This window comes from Pseudomonas sp. GW821-FHT09E04 (genome assembly GCF_059416185.1).
On record NZ_JBWKOR010000002.1, the window covers coordinates 218,316 to 231,964 of the forward strand.

Below are 13,649 nucleotides of genomic sequence, written 5' to 3' on the forward strand. Positions count from 1 at the left end.
TGATCAGAACGTTGCCAGTCAGCGTCAGGCTGGTTTCCGAGGCGGTGCCGGCGTTGCTGTCATCCACGCCTTTCGGCAAGTCGTCGACGATGTTGACGTCCAGCGACGCATTGGCGGTAGTGCCGTTGTCATCCACTACGGTGACGGCGAACTGTTCGCTCAGACTGTTCGCGCCGTTGGCGGTTGGGTGCGCATCGTTGTGATCCAGGGTGTAGCTGTAACTGACGACACCGGTCGTGGCGTTGAAGCCGGTGATGGTCAGCGTGCTGCCCAGCGGAGTCGTGACCGATTGCGGAAAGCCTGCGGCTACACCGTTAGTGACAACGGCAATGCCACCCACGGTCAGCGTGGTCACACCGTCCAGCGCCGTGATGGTGAACGTGCCGCTCTGAGTCAGGGCGGTGGCATCCGGTGCGCTACCGGTGCTGAGGTTTTTCTCGAAGACGGTGAGTTCACCGCCGTTCACATCGAGGCCACTGATGGTTACCGGATCGTCGTTGTTGTGGATTTGCAACACCAGATTCGCGGTGCTGGTATCGCCGTCGGAATCGGTGATGGTGTAGGTGAAGGTTTCAGTACCGTTGCCATTGCCGTGCAGGTTTTTGAAATCCGCATCGTTGGTGTTCAGCGTGTAGGTGTAAGTGCCGTTGGCGTTCAACACCAGCGTGCCGTAGGTCCCAGTGAAAGTACCGGCAGTGATCGGCCCGGCATTCGGTCCAGTTGGGACGCGGTCGGCGCCTTGTACATCGTTGGTCAGGACGTTGCCGGTCAGCGTCAGGTTGGTTTCCGAAGCGGTGCCGGCGTTGCTGTCGTCCACGCCTTTTGGCAGATCGTCGACGATGTTCACGTCGAGGTTGGCGTTGGCGGTGGTGCCGTTGTCATCCACCACGGTGACGGCGAACTGCTCGCTCAGACTGTTCTCGCCGTTGGCCGTCGGATGGGCATCGTTGTGGTCGAGGGTGTAGCTGTAACTCACGACGCCAGTCGTGGCATTGAACCCGGTGATGGTGAGCGTGCTACCCAGCGGAGTCGTGACCGATTGCGGGAAGCCTGCGGCTACACCGTTAGTGACAACGGCGATGCCGCCGACAGTCAACGTGGTGACACCGTCCAGTGCAGTGATGGTGAACGTGCCACTTTGGGTCAATGCGGTGGCGTCCGGCGCACTGCCGGTGCTGAGGTTTTTCTCGAAGACGGTGAGTTCACCACCGTTCACGTCGAGGCCGCTGATGGTCACCGGATCGTCGTTGTTGTGGATCTGCAGAACGAGGCTCGCAGTGCTGGTATCGCCGTCCGAATCAGTGATCGTGTAGGTAAAGGTTTCAGTCCCATTTCCGCCGCCGTGCAGCGCTTTGAAGTCCGCATCGTTAGGGTTGACGGTGTAGGTGTAAGTGCCATTGGCATTGAGCACCAAGGTGCCGTAAGTCCCGGTGAAAGTACCCGCAGTGATCGGGCCGGCATCAGGGCCGGTTGGGACGCGGTCGGCGCCCTGCACGTCGTTGGTCAGGACGTTGCCAGTCAGCGTCAGATTGGTTTCCGAGGCAGTACCGGTATTGCTGTCATCCACGCCTTTTGGCAGGTCGTCGACGATGTTGACGTCCAGCGATGCATTCGCGGTGGTGCCGTTATCGTCCACCACGGTGACAGCGAACTGCTCGCTCAGCGTGTTCGCGCCACTGGCAGTCGGATGAGCATCGTTGTGGTCGAGGGTGTAGCTGTAGCTCACGACACCAGTGGTCGCGTTAAACCCGGTGATGGTCAGCGTGCTGCCCAAAGGGGTGGTGACGGATTGCGGAAAACCCGCAGCCACGCCATTGGTGACCACGGCGATTCCGCCAATGGTCAGCGTCGTGACGCCATCGAGAGCTGTGATGGTAAACGTGCCGCTCTGAGTCAACGCCGCCGAATCCGGGGCGCTACCGAGGGAAAGGTTTTTCTCGAAAACCGCCAGTTCGCCACCCTCGACGTTCAAGCCGTTGATGAGCACCGGATCGTCGTTGTTGTGGATCTGCAACACCAGATTCGCGGTGCTGGTGTCGCCGTCCGAATCGGTGATGGTGTAGGTGAAGTTCTCGGTGCCGTTGCCACCGCCGTGCAGGTTTTTGAAGTCCGCATCGTTGGTGTTCAGCGTGTAGGTGTAAGTGCCATTGGCATTCAGCACCAAGGTGCCGTAAGTCCCGGTGAAAGTGCCCGCAGTAATCGGGCCGGCATTGGGGCCGGTTGGGACGCGGTCGGCGCCTTGTACGTCATTGGTCAGGACGTTACCGGTCAGCGTCAGGTTGGTTTCCGACGCGGTGCTGGCGTTGCTGTCACCGACCGCTTTTGGCACATCGTCGGTGATGTTCACATCCAGCGAGCCGGTGGCGGTGTCGCCATTGCTGTCGCCAGCAATCACCGTGAAATGTTCGCTGAGGCTGTTGGCGCCGTCACCTGCCGGATGGGCGTCGTTGCCGTTGAGGGTGTAGCTGTAGCTGACCGTGCCGTTCGCCGGGTTGTAACCGGTGATGGTCAAGGTGTTGCCCAATTGCGTGGTGATCGATTGCGGGAAACCGACGGGCACGCCGCCGACGATCACGCTGATGCCGCCGATGCTCAGGCTGGTCAGACCGTCAGGCGCCGAAATGCTGAAGCTGCCAGCCTGGGTCAGCGCGCCGGGATTGGCGGCGGAGCCATCCGGCAGATTGGCTTCATTGAGCGTCAGTTCCCCCCCCGGCACGTCGAGGCCCGTGAGGGTGACCAGGTTGTTGACCGGTGGCGGGATGACCGGCGCAGGCGTGTTGTCACCGTTGTCGATGACCGCGTTGTGGCGTTCTTCCGGAAACTCGGGAATGCCACCAAAACCGGCCGTGGGGAAACCGATGACCGGATCGACCCGGCCACCCACTTCGGTCAGCAATACGAAACTGTGGCCGCCACCCTTGCCGCCGTTGGTGTCACCGGGGGCATCGGGGCCTGCGGCAGTGGCTTCGGCAGATTTGGTCGGGTCTTCACCGGCGGCGATGGCTTTCTGGATCTGGGCGACATCGGTGAGTTGAGCATCGCTCGGGGTCAGCGCTTCCGGGGCATCCACATGCGGCGCATGGTTGGCCAGCAATTGTCCGGTCATGGTCAGGCTGCTGTCCCGGCCCAGGGTCAGTTCCTGGCCGTTTTGCAGATGGACGGCGACCGCCCCCTCCGCGCCCGTGATCAATTGATCTCCGGCAAACAGTCGATCGCCTTCAACCAATGCGCGCCGACTTCCGTCAGCCGATTGAGCGAAAACCTGACCGATGACTTTAGTGACGATCCCGATGAGCGTTGCCATGTGCATTTCCTCCGCTGCCGACCACCGTCGGCACTGGTTCGCGAAGCAGCCCATGGCTCAAGCGGGTTGTCGGGGCGACGCTCGCACCTCGACAGTTCGTTTCGCAGGGTATGCAAATTCAGAAACCCCAGCGCCATCAAGCACTTGGAATCCCTGATCGATGCAGCACGCCCACTAGCGCTACGTAACGGTGGTGAATCACCCGAGTGACAAAAAACTGTCGCTCATTGGCCGCTACGCGTCCCTCCCCTTTAGCAGTACTTCGCCCGTATGTCGCAAAGTGAGTGGAACTTTCCTCAAGCCTTTCTGCACTCCCTAAAGCACATAAAACAAAGGCTTTCGAGAGGAACAATGTGCTGGATTTGGCGAAGCGCATAAGTTTTTTTTGGCATAAGCCATATGAAAATTTTTTCTTAGCTACGCTTCAGGATGTTCTTAGCTCTGTTGTAACAGCGATGAAACGCCAAACCTAAAAAATATCGTCAATAAATTGGCGACAGCAATACACCATCAGGACTCAGGGAGATGCACCCATGCGCGTTCTAACCCCCCTTTGCAGTGCGGTTTTGCTGGCCATGGCTTGCACTTCTCAAGCCCAGGCCATGAACCTCACCGAAGCGATACAAAGCACCATCGCGACCCACCCGGAACTGGCTTCGCGCGTAGACGCCAAACTGTCGGCCGATGAACAGGTGAAAGTCGCCAAGGGCGGCTTCTATCCATCGGTGGATCTGAACGCCGCTTATGGGCGCGGTTACAGCGACAACACCAACACCCGGGCCCTCGGTAACCACCACACCGAAATTCTCAACTACACCCAGTCCGAGCTGCGTCTGCGGCAGATGCTGTTCGACGGTTTCAATACCGCCAACGAAGTCGAGCGCACCAAGGGCGTTTCCAACTCGCGCGCGTACTACGCGCAAGGCACCGCCCAGGACCTGGCCCTGCGCACCATCGAGGTCTATCTCGAAGTGCTCAAGCGCCGCGAACTGGTGACCCTGGCCAAGAACAATCTGCAGGCGCATTTGCGCGTCAATGACCAGATCGGCCTGCGCACCCAGCGCGGCATCGGCAGCACCGCCGACTCCGATCAGTCGGTCGCCCGTAAGGCGCTGGCGCAGAACAACCTCGACACCGCCGAAGTCGATCTGGCGGATGCCGAATCGAACTTCTACGCCGTGGTCGGGCGCATGCCCGATGAACTGGAAGCGCCGGCTTCGACCCGTGGTGAATTGCCCACCAGCCTGCCCGAAGCCCAGCAGAGCATGGTCGAGAACAACCCGTATCTGAAATCCGCCCAGGCCGACGTGCAATCGGCCGAGAGTCAGTACGAAGTCGCCAAGTCGCCGTTCTACCCGCGCTTCGATGCCGAAGCGGCGGTCGGTGCCAACAACAACGTGCAGGGCGACGAGGGCCACGACAATGAATGGCGCGTCGGCGTGGTGATGAACTACAACCTGTTCCGTGGCGGCAGCGACAAGGCGCGACTGGCCTCCGATGCGCACCAGATCAACCAGGCCATGGACATCCGCAACAACGCCCTGCGCCAGCTCAACGAGAACATTCACCTGGCCTGGAACGCCATGGTCAACGCCAAGAAGCAGACCCCGACCGCCCGCGAATACGCCGAAACCACCAAGCGTGTACGCGCCGCGTATCAGGATCAGTTCGGCCTCGGCCAACGCACCCTGCTCGACCTGCTCGACAGTGAAAACGAGCTGTACAACGCCAATCGCCGCTACACCGAAATCCGCTACACCGAGGAGTTTTCGATGTACCGCGTGCTGGCGAACATGGGTCAGTTGCTGAGCAAGCAACGGGTGGTGCTGCCGGCCGACGCGATTGCCGCTGCCGAAGTGAAGAACGAGGCGCGCTTGCCCGAACTGAAGTAGTCCCGATGATGTAGCCAGGGAGCGATCAATATGACCAGCATGGAACCCGGTGTTTCCGGGGTCGATCCGCGGCTGAGCTTCGATGATCCGTTACTCGACGGTCTGTTGATCCTCTGCAAACTGCACGGCGCGACAGTCAGTCGCGCCAGCCTGAGTGCCGGGCTGCCCCTGGACAAACAACGCCTGAGCCTGGACCTGCTGCCCCGTGCGGCGGCCCGGGCCGGTTTGCAGGCGCGGCTGCTGCGCCGCGACCTCAAGGACATTTCCCCGCTCAACCTGCCGGTGCTGTTGCTGTTGGGCAATGGCCGCACCGCCGTGCTGCGGCGTTTTGCCGATGACGGCAAAGCCCTGATTCTGCCCAGTGAAGCCGATGGCGGCGAACAGTGGGTCAGCCACGAAGAACTCACCGAACACTACACCGGCCAGGCCCTGTTCGCCCGGCCACGGCATGAACTGGAAGACCTGCGTTCACCGTTGGTGCCAAGGGTGCAAGCGTGGTTTCGCGACACCCTGAAGCTGTCGAAATGGCTGTACAGCGACGCGATCCTCGCCAGTTTCCTGATCAACCTGCTGGGCCTGATGGTGCCGCTGTTCGTCATGCAGACCTACGACCGCGTGGTGCCGAACCAGGCGACGTCGACCCTGTGGGTGCTGGCCATCGGACTGCTGATCGGCACCGGTTTCGAACTGGTGCTGCGGGTGGTGCGCGCTCACCTGCTGGACACCGCTGGCAAGAAGACCGACGTGATCCTTTCCGCGACTTTATTCGAACGCATCACCGGCATGGCGATGAAGGCCCGGCCGGCGACCATCGGCGGATTCGCCCAGAGCATTCATGACTTTCAGGGCCTGCGGGAGTTTCTCACCGCCGTGACCCTGACCAGCCTGATCGACCTGCCCTTCGTGGTGCTGATGCTGGTGGTGATCGGCCTGCTGGGCGGCTGGCTGGTGGTGATTCCGCTGCTGGCGTTTCCGATCACGATCGTGTTCGCGATGATCATTCAGGTTCGCCTGCGCGACACCGTGCAGAAAAGCCTGAGCCTCGGTGCCGAGCGTCAGGCATTGCTGATCGAAACCCTCGGCGGACTGGAAACCCTCAAGGCGTGCAGCGCCGAAAGCGAGCGCCAGCACAAGTGGGAAAGCACCCACGGCGCCCTCACCCGCCTCGACAGCCACGCACGCAACCTCTCGGCGCTGGCCACCAACGGCACGCTGTTCATCCAGCAGTTCTCGGGGATGGCGACCATCGTCGCCGGGGTTTACAGCATCATCGCCGGCAACCTGAGCGTCGGTGCGCTGGTAGCCAGTTACATGCTCGGCAGCCGCGTGCTCGCGCCACTGGGCCAGATCGCCGGGTTGATAACCCGCTACCAGCAAGCGCAACTGACGATGAAAAGTACCGACGCCCTGATGTCTTTGCCCCAGGAGCGCGACGGCAAACAACGGCCGCTGGAGCGCACGCAATTGCAAGGGGCGCTGGACGCCAATGCGGTGACCTTCCATTACAACGGCCAGAACGCCCCGGCCCTGAGCAACATCAGTTTCAGCGTCAAGCCCGGCGAGCGGATCGGCATCATCGGCCGCAGCGGTTCCGGCAAGAGCACCCTCGCACGGCTGGTCATGGGTTTCTACGAACCGGAAGAAGGCCAATTGCTGCTCGACGGCCTCGACCTGCGGCAACTGGATGTCGCCGACCTGCGCCAGCAGATCGGTTACGTCGCCCATGACCTGCCGCTACTGGCCGGCAGCCTGCGTGACAACCTGACCCTCGGCGCCCGTTATGTCAGCGATTCGCGGATGCTCGAAGTCGCCGAACTGACCGGCGTCACCGAGCTTGCCCGCCAGCACCCGCAAGGCTTCGACCGACCGGTGGGCGAACGCGGGCAATTGCTTTCCGGCGGTCAACGCCAGGCAGTCCTGCTGGCCCGGGCGCTGTTGCTCGATCCGCCGATCATGCTGCTCGACGAACCCACCAGCGCCATGGACAACAGCAGCGAAGACGTCCTGCGCCAGAAGCTTCACGGCTGGGTGCAGGGCAAAACCTTGCTGCTGGTCACGCACCGCACCTCGATGCTGAGCCTGGTGGACCGGTTGCTGGTGCTGGACAACGGCCGGATCGTCGCCGACGGTCCGAAAGAAGCGGTCATCGATGCACTGCGCAAGGGCCGGGTCGGCTCGGCGGCGGTCTAGGAGTTGCCCATGTCTGCTTCCTCATCGTCAAAACAGCGCGGTTACTTCGACAGTTTCGGCAAAAGCGCCGAAGCCGAATTCATGCCGGAAACTGCCGGCGCTTCGTTGCAGGATTCGCCGCGCTGGTCGCGCATCACCGTGTGGCTGGCGGCGGCACTGCTGATCAGCGCGCTGGTCTGGGCCAAATTCGCGGTGCTCGAAGAAGTGACCATGGGCGAAGGCAAGGCGATTCCGTCGAGCAAGGTCCAGGTGATCCAGAACCTCGAGGGCGGGATCGTCACCGAGATCTTCGTGCGTGAAGGGCAAATGGTGAACAAGGGCGACACCCTGCTGCGCCTGGATGACACGCGGTTTCTGTCGAACAAGGGTGAGAGCGAGGCGGATCGCTATGCATTGATGGCCCAGGTCGAGCGACTATCCGCCGAGTCAGAAGGCCGGCCGATGAAACTCTCGGACGAAGTCGTCAGCAAGGCGCCACAAGTGGCCGAAGACGAACGTGCGCTGTACGACCAGCGTCAGCGGCGGCTGGCCAGCGAACAACGCACCCTCACCGAACAGTTGCGGCAGAAGACCCAGGAGCTGGCGGAGTTTCGCTCCAAGCAGGGTCAGTACAGTTCCAGCCTGGCGCTGCTCCAGCAAGAAATGAACATGTCATCGCCACTGGTAGGCACCGGGGCGGTGTCGCCAGTGGAGATCTTGCGACTCAAGCGCAGTGCGGTGGAAATTCGTGGCTCGTTGAACGCCACGACCCTGGCCATTCCCCGGGCCGAATCGGCGATCAACGAGATCAAGAGCAAGATCGACGAATCGGAACAGACCTTCCGCTCCGACGCGGCCAAGGACCTCAACCAGAAGCGCACCGACCTGTCGAAAATCACGGCGTCGAGCATCGCCATCGACGACCGCGTCAGCCGCACCACCGTGACCTCGCCGGTACACGGGGTGATCAAGCAGTTGAAGGTCAACACCATCGGCGGCGTGGTCCAGCCGGGCAGCGACATGGTGGAAATCGTGCCGCTGGAAGACAACCTGCTGATCGAAGCCAAGGTCCGTCCGCAGGACGTGGCGTTCCTGCATCCGGGCCAGAAAGCCATGGTCAAGTTCAGTGCCTACGACTACACGATCTACGGTGGGCTGAGCGCCAAACTTGAGCTGATCGGTGCCGACACCATCACCGACGACAAGGGCAACAGTTTCTACCTGATCCAGGTGCGCACCGACAAAAACCATTTGGGTGGGGATGTGAAACCGTTGCTGATCATTCCGGGGATGGTGGCGACGGTGGACATCATTACCGGGGAGAAAAGCGTGCTGGATTACTTGCTCAAACCGGTGCTGAAGGCGCGCACCGAGGCGATGCGCGAACGCTAGCCTCATCTGATCGCTCCCACGCTCCGCGTGGGAATGCCGCCCGGGACGCTCCGCGTCCCTTCGCGACGGTGACGCAGAGCGTCACTGTATGCATTCCCACGCAGAGCGTGGGAACGATCAGTATCCGTGATTCTTTTGGAAAGTCTCCTCCCCCATCGCCGCAATCTGCCCTTCAATCAGCGCCTCAAACGGCTTGAGCAACGGATCGAAAGAGACCGGCGCTTCCAGGGTCTGCAACGCCTGAACGATCGCCTCGATGGTCGACAACGCCCCCGGCCCCGGTGCCTTGCGCAGCCGATACCGCGAAACCCCGCCCTCCGCCAGCGTCACCCGTGGCAACGCCGCCAACAGCGGATTCAGATGCAACATCTTGCGCGCCTTGCGCCACGTGCCGTCCGGCACCACCAGCAACAACGGTTCATCGGACGTAGCATAAGCCTGCATCGGCTGCGCATCGTCCGCCGGAAACAGCAACCGCGCCCGATACCCCGGCCGATTCAGCAGCACGGGCAGATCCTCGAACACTTCGCCGACGATCAGTTCGGCATTGTTCAAACCGAGCGCTGCCAGCCGTGCAGTGTTGAGCGCGTGATTGACCTCGCTCGGGTGCTGCAAGAGCAACACCCGAGTGCGGCTGTCGAGGCTGGGGATCAGCGGGCACAGGCAGTGGGTTTGTGGGCGCAGGCAGCGCGGGCATTGAGGTCTGGACATACTTCTTGTTCCTGAAAGCTAGGCCTGATTGAGCTGCGCTTTGAGCAGATCGCGGAACGTCTGGATCAGCGGCTCGCGGCTGCGGCCACGGCGCATGATCATGGAAAACGGCGCCTGATAACCGAAGGTCGCCGGCAGCAGCACCCGCAAATCACCCTTGTCGGCCCAGGCCTGAGCGTAGTGCTCCGGCAGATAACCGATGTAGGCACCGGACAGCACCAGAATCAACTGCGCTTCCATACTTTCCACAGTCGCGGCGCTGTGTTTGAAACCGTGGCGCGCCAGTTCCGCCTGGCTCCAGTAACCGCGCCCGACCATGCGTTGCTGGGTGATGACCTGCTCGGGAATCCGCCGTTCGTTGAACAACGGGTGACGGTTGCTGCAATACAGCCAGTGCTGCTCGCGGTACAGCGGCATGTACACCAGACCGCTCATGCGTGTGGAAAACGCGCCGATGGCCAGATCGAGGCGGTTGTCCTGCACGCCAAGTTGCAGTTCGTAAGGGCTCATCACCGACAGGTGCAAATGCACCGCTGGGTGTTCCTGGCTGTAGGCGCCGATGGCTTCGGCGAACGGCAGGGCCTTGTCACTGACGGTGGAGTCGATCACCCCGAGGTTGAGCGTACCGCGCAGTTCACCCTTGAGCGCCGCGGCGTATTGCTCGAAACCTTCGAGTTCGGCCAGCAGGCGCAGGGTTTCCTGATGGAACAGCTCGCCTTTGCTGGTCAGGCTGAAACCGCCGCGCCCGCGATGGCAAAGCACCAGACCGAGCGCGGCTTCGAGCTGGCTCATGTAGGTGCTGATCGCCGAGGTCGACAGGTTGAGTTCCTGCTGCGCGTTGGCAAACCCCTGATGACGCACGACGCTGACGAAGATGCGCAAAAGTTTCAGGTCGGGTAAAGCGTTGGCCATGTCTACTCCAAGGATCGTTCCCACGCTCTGCGTGGGAATGCCGCCCGTGACGCTCTGCGTCACCTGTGATTACGGCTGGACGCGGAGCGTCCGTGGATGCATTCCCACGCAGAGCGTGGGAACGAGCACGTAGGGGGGAAGTCTGGCATTAGTTTAGAAAAATCTGAACTAAGTATTTGCCCGTAGCGATTCTTCCGCCTCACTGCATTTCGCAGAATCGGCCCCACAGCGGTGCCCGTGACCTTGCGAATGCGGTGCGCCGACATAAATAAAACAAAGACGATGAGGCCCTACCCGTGGACAAGATTCTTCACCAACCACTGGGCGGCAACGAAATGCCGCGCTTCGGCGGCATCGCCACCATGCTCCGACTCCCCCATGTACCGACCGCTGCCGGCCTGGACGCTGCCTTCGTTGGCGTGCCACTGGACATCGGTACTTCGCTGCGCCCCGGCACCCGCTTCGGGCCACGCGACATCCGCACCGAATCGGTGATGATCCGCCCGTACAACATGGCCACCGGCGCTGCGCCGTTCGACTCGCTGTCGGTTGCCGACATCGGTGACGTGGCGATCAACACCTTCAACCTGCTCGACGCCGTGCGCATCATCGAAGAAGCCTACGACAACATCCTCGAGCACAACGTCATCCCGATGACCCTGGGTGGCGACCACACCATCACCCTGCCGATCCTGCGTGCGATCCACAAAAAGCACGGCAAGGTCGGTCTGGTACACATCGACGCTCACGCTGACGTGAACGATCACATGTTCGGCGAGAAGATCGCCCACGGCACGACCTTCCGTCGCGCCGTCGAAGAAGGCCTTCTGGACTGCGACCGCGTGGTGCAGATTGGTCTGCGTGCGCAGGGTTACACCGCTGACGACTTCAACTGGAGCCGCGATCAGGGCTTCCGCGTTGTTCAAGCCGAAGAGTGCTGGCACAAGTCGCTGGCACCGCTGATGGCCGAAGTGCGCGAGAAAGTCGGTGGCGGCCCGGTGTACCTGAGCTTCGACATCGACGGCATCGACCCGGCCTGGGCGCCTGGCACCGGCACCCCGGAAATCGGTGGTCTGACGACCATTCAGGCAATTGAAATCGTTCGCGGCTGCCAGGGCCTCGACCTGATCGGCTGCGATCTGGTAGAAGTCTCGCCCGCTTATGACACCACCGGCAACACCTCGCTGCTGGCCGCCAACCTGCTGTACGAAATGCTCTGCGTACTGCCGGGCGTCGTCCACCGCTGAGGGTCGGGTCATGAACGAACGCGATCAGGTTCTGAAAGCGGCCGCCGATCTGGTGTCCGCCTTCGCCCGCAACGATCGCGAAGCCTACTTCGGCGCGTTCAGCGCCGATGCGAGCTTCGTGTTCTACACCCTCGAACAGCCCCTGCTGTCGCGCGATGCCTATCAGGCGTTGTGGGACAGCTGGCGCGCCGAGGATGGCTTCGAGGTGCTGTCCTGCATCTCGAGCAACGCCTTCGTCAGCCTGCAGGGTGACGTGGCGATTTTCATCCATGACGTGGCCACCGAGCTGCGCATGCAAGGGGAGCAACACTTCAGCCAGGAGCGCGAGACGATTGTTTTCAAGAAACAAGCGTCAAGCCTAGAACAACAAGGCCATTGGCTGGCCTGCCACGAACATTTGTCCGCAATGCCGGAAGGGCTGCCATCCCCTTAGCCAAGACAGGTGACGCTCACGCACGATGAGCGCGCCTTTATGATCGGAGCAGATCATGAATAACAACAACAAAGACCAAAGCCTTACGCAGATTGAAACCCACGGGGTCGAACAGATCCCGGACAACGAACGCACCGCCGGTCCCGTGGATTTGTTCCGCATGATCTTTGGCGGCGCGAATACCTTTGCCACCGCCGTGCTCGGCAGTTTCCCGGTGCTGTTCGGCCTGTCCTTTCAGGCGGGCGTCTGGGCGATTGTCTCGGGCGTACTGCTCGGCTCGCTGATCCTCGCACCGATGGGCCTGTTCGGCCCGATCAATGGCACCAACAATGCGGTGTCGTCCGGTGCGCACTTCGGCGTGCACGGGCGGATCGTCGGTTCGTTCCTGTCGCTGTTGACCGCCATCGCCTTCTTCTCGCTCTCGGTGTGGAGTTCGGGGGATGCGTTGATTGGTGGTGCGAAACGCCTGATCGGCCTGCCGGAAACCGACCTGACCCTGGGCCTGGCCTACGGTCTGTTCGCGATTCTGGTGCTGACCGTGTGCATTTACGGCTTCCGCTTCCTGCTGTGGGTGAACAAGGTCGCGGTGTGGAGCGCGAGCCTGCTGTTCCTGCTGGGCATCTTCGCTTTCGCCGGTCCTTTCGATTCGCACTACGCCGGCACCGTCAGTCTCGGCCAGCCAGGCTTCTGGGCAGCCTTCATCGGCGCCGCGCTGGTGGCGATGAGCAACCCGATTTCCTTCGGCGCGTTCCTCGGCGACTGGGCCCGCTATATCCCGCGTGAAACCTCGCGTCAGCGGATCATGGCAGCGGTGATTTTCTCGCAGATCGCCACGTTCATTCCGTTCCTGTTCGGCCTGACCACCGCGACCATCGTAGCGATCCAGGCACCGGACTACATCGCGGCCAACAACTACGTCGGCGGCCTGCTGGCGGTGTCGCCGAGCTGGTTCTTCCTGCCGGTGTGCCTGATTGCGGTGATTGGCGGCATGTCCACCGGCACCACGTCGCTGTACGGCACCGGGCTGGACATGTCGAGCGTGTTCCCGCGCCTGCTGTCGCGGGTCAAGGCGACGTTGCTGATCGGCGTGCTGTCGATTGCCTTCATCTTCATCGGGCGCTTCGCGGCAAACCTGGTGCAGAGCGTGTCGACCTTCGCCGTGCTGATCATCACCTGCACCACCCCATGGATGGTGATCATGATCATCGGCCTGGTGGTGCGTCGCGGCTTCTACTGCCCGGACGACCTGCAAGTGTTCACGCGCGGCGAGCAAGGCGGACGCTACTGGTTCAGCCACGGCTGGAACTGGCGCGGCCTGGGCGCGTGGATCCCGAGCGCGGCGGTCGGCCTGTGCTTCGTCAACCTGCCGGGGCAGTTCGTCGGCCCGCTGGGTGAACTGGCCGGCGGCATCGACATCAGCCTGCTGGTGACCCTCGGTCTGGCCTCGGTGATGTACCTGATGCTGCTGAGCCTGTTCCCGGAACCGGTGCTGGTCTACGGCCCGAAGGATCCCCGGAGCAAAGGCGTGCATGCGCCGGCTGAAGCGGCGCTGCGTCAGGCTGCCTGAATAAACGAATCGCCTGTGGGGG

Annotated in this window: 9 protein-coding genes; 6 read left to right on the plus strand and 3 right to left on the minus strand. The window is 61.8% G+C overall.

The window, feature by feature from the left end; translation table 11 throughout:
• Window positions 1-3,304: retention module-containing protein (locus tag AC07N4_RS07280; protein WP_493065476.1), on the minus strand; the 3,304-nt coding region annotated here is incomplete at its 3' end.
• Window positions 3,305-3,837: 533 nt separating this feature from the next.
• Here AC07N4_RS07280 and AC07N4_RS07285 point away from each other — a divergent pair.
• Genes AC07N4_RS07285 through AC07N4_RS07295 form a run of 3 tightly spaced genes read left to right on the plus strand, consistent with a single transcriptional unit; the run spans window position 3,838 to window position 8,757 of the window.
• A complete protein-coding gene (locus tag AC07N4_RS07285; protein ID WP_096819329.1) occupies window positions 3,838-5,196 on the plus strand; it encodes a TolC family outer membrane protein in 1,359 nt (452 codons plus the stop codon).
• Window positions 5,197-5,226: 30 nt separating this feature from the next.
• Window positions 5,227-7,386 carry a type I secretion system permease/ATPase gene (locus AC07N4_RS07290; RefSeq protein WP_096819330.1) on the plus strand — a complete coding sequence of 720 codons (2,160 nt, stop codon included), beginning with the start codon at window positions 5,227-5,229 and terminating at the stop codon, window positions 7,384-7,386.
• Between the two features lie 9 nt (window positions 7,387-7,395).
• Window positions 7,396-8,757, plus strand: coding sequence for an HlyD family type I secretion periplasmic adaptor subunit (locus AC07N4_RS07295; protein ID WP_102620302.1), 1,362 nt, complete (start codon window positions 7,396-7,398; stop codon window positions 8,755-8,757).
• A 117-nt stretch (window positions 8,758-8,874) separates the two neighbouring features.
• Here AC07N4_RS07295 and AC07N4_RS07300 read toward each other — a convergent pair whose 3' ends face one another.
• Window positions 8,875-9,468, minus strand: a complete 594-nt coding sequence (locus AC07N4_RS07300) for a tRNA-uridine aminocarboxypropyltransferase (protein ID WP_493065475.1) — start codon at window positions 9,466-9,468, stop codon at window positions 8,875-8,877.
• An 18-nt stretch (window positions 9,469-9,486) separates the two neighbouring features.
• Window positions 9,487-10,380 carry a LysR family transcriptional regulator gene (locus AC07N4_RS07305; protein WP_039772530.1) on the minus strand — a complete coding sequence of 298 codons (894 nt, stop codon included), beginning with the start codon at window positions 10,378-10,380 and terminating at the stop codon, window positions 9,487-9,489.
• A gap of 296 nt (window positions 10,381-10,676) precedes the next feature.
• Between AC07N4_RS07305 and speB the strand changes: the two genes are divergently transcribed.
• Genes speB through AC07N4_RS07320 form a run of 3 tightly spaced genes read left to right on the plus strand, consistent with a single transcriptional unit; the run spans window position 10,677 to window position 13,627 of the window.
• Window positions 10,677-11,627 (plus strand): agmatinase, encoded by a 951-nt coding sequence (gene speB, locus AC07N4_RS07310; protein ID WP_003222717.1) that lies wholly within the window; start codon window positions 10,677-10,679, stop codon window positions 11,625-11,627.
• A 10-nt stretch (window positions 11,628-11,637) separates the two neighbouring features.
• Complete coding sequence (locus tag AC07N4_RS07315) at window positions 11,638-12,060, plus strand: YybH family protein (RefSeq protein WP_192563937.1); 423 nt, start codon at window positions 11,638-11,640, stop codon at window positions 12,058-12,060.
• 55 nt (window positions 12,061-12,115) lie between these two features.
• The gene (locus tag AC07N4_RS07320; RefSeq protein ID WP_493065474.1) at window positions 12,116-13,627 is read left to right on the plus strand and encodes a purine-cytosine permease family protein; all 1,512 of its coding nucleotides are present in this window, start codon (window positions 12,116-12,118) and stop codon (window positions 13,625-13,627) included.
• Window positions 13,628-13,649 lie beyond the last annotated feature (22 nt).

Bases quoted from the DNA above. Each gene is read 5' to 3' on its own strand.
- AC07N4_RS07285 (WP_096819329.1), top strand. From the start codon at position 3,838: ATGCGCGTTCTAACCCCCCTTTGCAGTGCGGTTTTGCTGGCCATGGCT.
- AC07N4_RS07290 (WP_096819330.1), top strand. From the start codon at position 5,227: ATGACCAGCATGGAACCCGGTGTTTCCGGGGTCGATCCGCGGCTGAGC.
- AC07N4_RS07295 (WP_102620302.1), top strand. From the start codon at position 7,396: ATGTCTGCTTCCTCATCGTCAAAACAGCGCGGTTACTTCGACAGTTTC.
- AC07N4_RS07300 (WP_493065475.1), bottom strand. From the start codon at position 9,468: ATGTCCAGACCTCAATGCCCGCGCTGCCTGCGCCCACAAACCCACTGC.
- AC07N4_RS07305 (WP_039772530.1), bottom strand. From the start codon at position 10,380: ATGGCCAACGCTTTACCCGACCTGAAACTTTTGCGCATCTTCGTCAGC.
- AC07N4_RS07315 (WP_192563937.1), top strand. From the start codon at position 11,638: ATGAACGAACGCGATCAGGTTCTGAAAGCGGCCGCCGATCTGGTGTCC.
- AC07N4_RS07320 (WP_493065474.1), top strand. From the start codon at position 12,116: ATGAATAACAACAACAAAGACCAAAGCCTTACGCAGATTGAAACCCAC.